Source organism: Streptomyces sp. NPDC005195 (assembly GCF_040608315.1).
Classification (GTDB): domain Bacteria; phylum Actinomycetota; class Actinomycetes; order Streptomycetales; family Streptomycetaceae; genus Streptomyces; species Streptomyces kaempferi.
The window spans coordinates 1-5916 of record NZ_JBEXHZ010000136.1; the positions used below are offsets into that span (position 1 = coordinate 1).

6 protein-coding genes are annotated in these 5916 nt (G+C 71.5%); 3 read left to right on the forward strand and 3 right to left on the reverse strand.

Going from position 1 to position 5916, the window contains the following annotated elements:
* A partial coding sequence (locus ABZV34_RS36620) for a GNAT family N-acetyltransferase (protein WP_356286766.1) occupies positions 1-561 on the forward strand: 561 nt, incomplete at its 5' end.
* A 134-nt stretch (positions 562-695) separates the two neighbouring features.
* Here ABZV34_RS36620 and ABZV34_RS36625 read toward each other — a convergent pair.
* Positions 696-1445 carry an MBL fold metallo-hydrolase gene (locus tag ABZV34_RS36625; protein WP_356286769.1) on the reverse strand — a complete coding sequence of 250 codons (750 nt, stop codon included), beginning with the start codon at positions 1443-1445 and terminating at the stop codon, positions 696-698.
* 493 nt (positions 1446-1938) lie between these two features.
* Here ABZV34_RS36625 and ABZV34_RS36630 point away from each other — a divergent pair, with 493 nt between their 5' ends.
* On the forward strand, positions 1939-2712 hold the full coding sequence (locus tag ABZV34_RS36630; RefSeq protein ID WP_168526284.1) for a GNAT family N-acetyltransferase: 774 nt from the start codon (positions 1939-1941) through the stop codon (positions 2710-2712).
* A 122-nt stretch (positions 2713-2834) separates the two neighbouring features.
* Here the strand turns inward: ABZV34_RS36630 and ABZV34_RS36635 are convergent, their stop codons facing one another.
* Together ABZV34_RS36635 and ABZV34_RS36640 are read right to left on the reverse strand one after the other, a co-directional pair.
* Positions 2835-3716: a GNAT family N-acetyltransferase gene (locus ABZV34_RS36635; RefSeq protein ID WP_356286772.1), complete on the reverse strand. Its 882-nt coding sequence runs from the start codon at positions 3714-3716 to the stop codon at positions 2835-2837.
* 129 nt (positions 3717-3845) lie between these two features.
* Complete coding sequence (locus tag ABZV34_RS36640; protein ID WP_168526278.1) at positions 3846-4109, reverse strand: GlsB/YeaQ/YmgE family stress response membrane protein; 264 nt, start codon at positions 4107-4109, stop codon at positions 3846-3848.
* Positions 4110-4342: 233 nt separating this feature from the next.
* On the opposite strand from ABZV34_RS36640, the gene ABZV34_RS36645 reads away from it, so the two are divergent.
* A complete protein-coding gene (locus ABZV34_RS36645) occupies positions 4343-5782 on the forward strand; it encodes a hydrolase (RefSeq protein ID WP_356286775.1) in 1440 nt (479 codons plus the stop codon).
* Positions 5783-5916 lie beyond the last annotated feature (134 nt).

Genomic DNA, 5916 nt, shown 5'->3' on the forward strand with positions numbered 1-5916 from the left:
CACGCGGGCGGCCGGACCGTCGGACTCGACGGAGTGGTGGCGCAGCAGGACAATTACCGGCGGTCCGGGTTCCGACCCGCCCACCGCACGGTCCGGTTCACCGGAACCGTACCTACGGCGCCGGCGCCCGCGGGAGTACGGCCCGCCGAGGCGGCCGACCTCGCGGACCTCGCGGCCTACGACAGCGCCTGCTGCCCGGCCGACCGCCCCCGTTTCCTCACACGGTGGCTGGCCGGACCCGGCCACCGGACGTTCGTCCGTGTCGCGGACGGAAGACTCACCGGCTACGCGGTCGTCCGGCCCGCCCTCGATCGTCCGCGTGTCGGTCCGCTGTTCGCCGACTCCGCCCAGGACGCACGGGCCCTGCTGCTCGCGCTGGCCGCGGAGACTCCCGGGCGCTCGATCACCGTCGACGTCCCGCAGACGAATACGGCGGGCGTGGCCCTGGCCGAGGAATTCGGCCTCACCCCGTCCTTCGAGACGGCCCGCATGTACACCGGACCGGTCAGGCCGTTCGCCCGGGAGCGGGTCTACGGCGTCACGACGCTCGAACTCGGCTGACGGCACGCGCCGGGCCGAGGGTGCGGGCGGCGGGATCGGCCGTATCGGCGTGAATCGACCGTCCGGCCCGCGACCGGGACACGCTGCGGGGCTGTCTCGCGGCCGTGCGGCCGGGAGGCGTGGCACCGTCGACGTCAGTTGGCGATTTCCAGGGCGCGGCGCGCCGCGTCACCCACGGAGCCGTGGTGGACCGGACCGTGGCCCGGCAGCAGGACATCCGCCGCGAGGGTCTCGATGCGGGCGAGTGAGGTGATGGCCATCGCACGCTCGGCGTGGAACATGTTCGGCAGCAGTTGCGGACCGCGGGTCCGCGAGGTGGGATGCCCGCTGACCAGCGCGTCGCCGGAGATCACGACACCGGCGTCCGGCAGGTGGTAGACGCAGTGTCCGGAGGTGTGTCCGGGCGTGTGCACCGGTACGGGACGGCCCGGCAGGTCCAGCGGCCCCTCACCGGGGAACGACTCGGGACGGGTCATCCGGACGTCCGCCGTGCCCCCGGACCGGATGGCGTGCACGGCCCACGGCAGTACGCCGGGGCGCCACGCCTGGCGGATCACCGACCCCACGCTCACCTGCTGGAGGAACTCGCGCCGGGCGTGCGGGAGTTCCTCCTCGTGCAGATGGACCGGGACCCCGAAGGCACTGCTCAGGTACTCGGCCGATCCGAGGTGGTCGTTGTGCGCGTGCGTGATGAGGACGGCGCCGATCGCCTTGGGGGAGTGGCCGAGCGCGTCGAGGGAGGCGAGGACGTCCAGGCGGTCGCCGGGGTACCCCGTGTCGATCAGGGTGACGGCGTCCCCCTCGCTGAGGATCACCCAGTTGGTGTTGCTGCCGTGCACCAGATGAACTCCGGCCGCTACCTCGACGATCGCGTCCTCGCGCATGACCATCCCGATGCTTGAGATCCCATCCCGGCCGGGCTGCGCCGGGCCGGGCCGTGTCAGAGCGAAGGTATCGCGCGCGACCCGGAGTGCGATCGGCGCCCTCGGCGGTCGTACGTCACACCCTGACGCCGTCGGGTTCGCCCACGGGGTCGGAGGCGCCTGCCGGTCCCTCGCCGGCACCGCCTCGCCCGCGAACGGCTCGGACGTCCTGGCCGGGGCGGCATCGGTGCCGCGCCCGGTATCGACGCCGTGACCGGGCGCGCCGCCCCGGGCGTCCTCGGCACGGCGATCGCCGGCGCCGGCTCCCGGCGCCGCGTGGACCCGGCCGATCGACCTCCGGTCGGACAGCGGTGGATCCGACCGGCGGTGGCCCCCAACCGGCCGTCGCCGCAACAGCCTTGACCTGCGGTGATGCCCTGGGGCGGGGACGAGCGACGGGCACCCTCGGAGGAATGCCATTGCCGTAAGCGCCGCAGGGTGCTGGAGTGAGCCCATGGATCACGTTGCGGTACTGGCCCTGTTCGACCGGGACATGCGGGAGGACGCGCGCCCCGACGGCCCGGGGGCCCGGGTCGAGCGCGTCGACAAGGTGGTGCGCCAGGTCGGTGCGGAGCATGACTGGAACGGGGTGATCTGGTCGGATCTGGACGGACCGGGCGCCGACGCGGCCATCGCCGACCAGGTGCGGTACTTCGGCAAGCTCGGCCGGGAGTTCGAGTGGAAGCTGTACGGCCACGACAAGCCGGAGAACCTCGGACAGCGCCTGCGGGACGCGGGGTTCGTCGCGCAGCCCGAGGAGACGCTGATGATCGCCGAGCTGGGCGATCTGGCGCTCGACGCCCAACCGCCCGAGGGCGTACGGCTGCTGCCCGTCACCGACCGTGAGGGCGTGAACCTTGTCGCGGACGTCCATGAACAGGCCTTCGGTACCGACAGCACCCGTATGCGCCACCAACTGCTGGCCCAACTCACCGGTGACGAGGACAACGTCGTGGCGGTCGTCGCCCTCGCCGGCGACGAGCCGGTCAGCGCGGCCCGTATGGAGATGGTGCCCGGTGCCCGGTTCGCCGGTCTGTGGGGCGGCGGCACCGTCGAGTCCTGGCGCGGCCGGGGCATCTACCGCGCCCTCGTCGCGCACCGTGCCCGGGTGGCCGCCGACCGCGGCTACCGCTATGTCCAGGTCGACGCCTCCAGCCAGAGCCGCCCCGTCCTCGCGCGCCTGGGCTTCCAGCCACTGACCACGACGACGCCGTACGTCCACGGGTAGTGCCGCCGGCCGGGCGGCGTCCCACCCGTTCACGTACGACGGGCCCGTGGCGCCCGGGTGACGGCTGAGGGGCCGCACTCCTCACCCGGCCTCACCCGGCCGTGTCCGGCGCCACCCGCCCGTCACAGGTCGAGCTGGTACTCCACCGCCCGGTGCGTCGGCAGATAGCCGAGCGCGTCGTTGATACCGCGCATCCGCGCGTTGCTGTCGGCGGTGTCGGTGAGCAGGCCTTCGAGTTCGGGGTGACGCCGGTGAGCGGCGCGGATCGACTCGGCCTTCATCCAGAGTCCCAGCCCGTGGCCCCGGTGCTCGGGCAGCACCCCGGTGCCGTAGTGCTGGGCGTCGCCCCTGCCGTCGCCGGGTACCACGAGCTCGCTGAAGCCGACGATCGAGCCGTCCGCGCGGTCCACCGCGGCGACCGTGTGGAGCGACTCCCCGCGTTTCGCCACGGCTTCGGCGGCTGCGACGACCCGTGCCACGTCCCAGACGACGATCCCGTAGTCCGTCTCCTCCATCGGCATGTCGTCCATGGCCCGCCGCGAGTCGGCGTAGGTCCGTGCAAGGTGGGGCGGTACGGTCCCGTCCCAGTGCGTCAACGTGTAACTGGGATGCGGCCGTTCGGCGATTTCGTCGATCCGTACGCGGTCCATGCCGGCGAGCGACAGCCGTGCGTACGTCAGGGCCAGCACCCGGCGGAAGCCGCGGGCGGCCAGGAACAGGTCGCCGGGTGAGCCGTGCGCGGCCTGCGCGACCAACGAGCGCCGTCCCTCGGCACGCGCCGCCGAGACGGCCGCGTCCAGGAGACGGCCGCCCGCCCCCCGACGCCGTTCGGCCGGATGGACCGTCACCTCCAGCTCGGCGAGGTGCTCCTGCCCCTCCGTGGTGAACAGTCGCAGAAACGCGGTGCCCACGGGCACGCCCGCCGAGTCGGCGGCCAGCCAGGCCAGACGTCGACTCGACGGTGCGGGCTCGGGGTCGGCGAGCGATGTGATGAGCAGGGACAAGGTCTCTCCGTGGCGGCTGCGGTGCGGGGGTGAAGCCCGCAGAACCTATGCGCCACGCTCCGGGTCCCGCAATGGATTTGATCGGTCACGGAACCGGGGCAGTGCGCGGGCGTGTGCCCGCCCCGCGCGTCAGCGGCGCACCTTCACCCGGTCGAGCGCCGCGACGCCGACCGCCGCGACGGCGATCTGTATGAACCACTCGATCCAGTCCGGGCCCTTGGTGTCGGCCACGCCGAACGCGGAGGCGATCCCCGCGCCGATGAACGCGGCGACGATGCCGACGACGATCGTCCACAGGATGCCGATGTGCTGGCGTCCCGGGACGACGAGCCGACCCAGTACGCCGATGATGATGCCGATGACAATGGCACTGATGATGCCTGAGATCTCCATGTCCGCCCCTTCAAGTCTGGACCCGTGCATCTAGGGGTGTTCCCCCTGCGGGCGGAGACAGTCCGCTCGACTTCCCGGCGGTCCTCGATCCGACCCGCCGAGCTCCTGTGCACCCCGAGAATTGCCATGTACCGTTCAATAATCTGTCGCGCGGAAGACGGCCGATCATCGTTCTACGCGCGGAGACTTGGGCGCCCGCACCGCCTCTCCCCACACCCATGGAGGTTCGCCGGATGCTTGGATTCAGAACGTCCCGCCACAGACTCGCCTCGGCGCCGGCCGTGTTCGGACTGGTCGTCATGGGCGCGGCCGTCCAGGCGCCCCAGCCTGCCGCCGCGGCGACCACGCACCGCGTCCTGTTCGACAACGGCCACGCCGAGACGGCGGGCAACGCCGACTGGGTCATCTCCACCAGCCAGCCCGACCCGTTGGGCCAGGACTCCTCACCGTCGTCCGAGACCGACTGGACCGGGGCCCTCTCCTCCTGGGGCGTCGCCCTGCAGAAGACCGGCGACTACAGCCTCAGGACACTGCCCTCGGGTTCCAGCCTCACCTACGGCGGTTCGGCCGCGAACGACCTGTCGAACGTCGACGAACTGGTGCTTCCGGAGCCCAACACGCTCTTCACCACCGCCGAGAAGACCGCGATCATGACGTTCGTGAAGAACGGCGGCGGCCTGTTCATGGTCTCCGACCACACCGGCGCCGACCGCAACAACGACGGCTACGACGCGGTCGAGATCTTCAACGACCTGATGACCAACAACAGCGTCGACTCCACGGATCCGTTCGGGTTCTCGATCGACACGCTCGATGTCGGCTCCGGGTACCCGGCGGCCATCAGCGACAGCACCAACCCGGTCCTGCACGGCTCGTTCGGCGCCGTCACGAAGAGCCTGATCGCCGACGGCACCACGGCCACCCTCAAGCCGTCCGACAACTCCGCCGTCAAGGGGCTGGTCTACCGCAGCGGTTACTCCGGCAACACCGGCGCGTTCTTCGCCACCAGTGCCTTCGGCAGTGGCAAGGTCGCCTTCTGGGGCGACAGTTCGCCGATCGACGACGGCACCGGACAGTCCGGCAACACGCTGTACGACGGCTGGAACGACACCGGTGCCACGAACGCCGCCCTCGCCCTGAACGCCACCGAGTGGCTCGCGGGTGCCGGCAGCGGTGGTGGCGGAGGCGGTGGTGGGGGCACCTGCACCGCCTCCCAACTGCTGGCGAACCCCGGCTTCGAGGCGGGCAGCAGCTCCTGGACCGCCACCAGCGGTGTGATCACCAACAGCAGCGGCGAGGCCGCCCGCACCGGCTCGTACAAGGCCTGGATGGACGGTTACGGCTCGGCCCGCACCGACACGCTCGCTCAGACGGTCACCATTCCGTCCGGCTGTGCGGCCACCCTGAACTTCTACCTCCATGTGGACACGGCCGAGACGACCACCAGCACCGCGTACGACACCCTCAAGGCCCAGGTCCTGAACAGCGGTGGCACGGTGCTGTCGACGCTCGCCACGTACTCGAACCTGAACGCCGCGTCCGGGTACACGCCGCGCGGATTCAACCTGTCCGCCTACGCGGGGCAGACGGTCACCGTCAAATTCACCGGCACCGAGGGTTCCATGCTGCAGACGTCGTTCGTCCTCGACGACACGGCGCTCAACGTGAGCTGACACGAGCCGGGTGAGCGAGGGGGCGGGCCCGGGGCCGGGCCCGCCCCCCCGCCGGGTTATAGGCCGCCCGAACCGTCGTCACCCGCCTGTTCCACCCCCAGAAACGGATCCTGGGGGCGGAGCCGCGCCGGTCC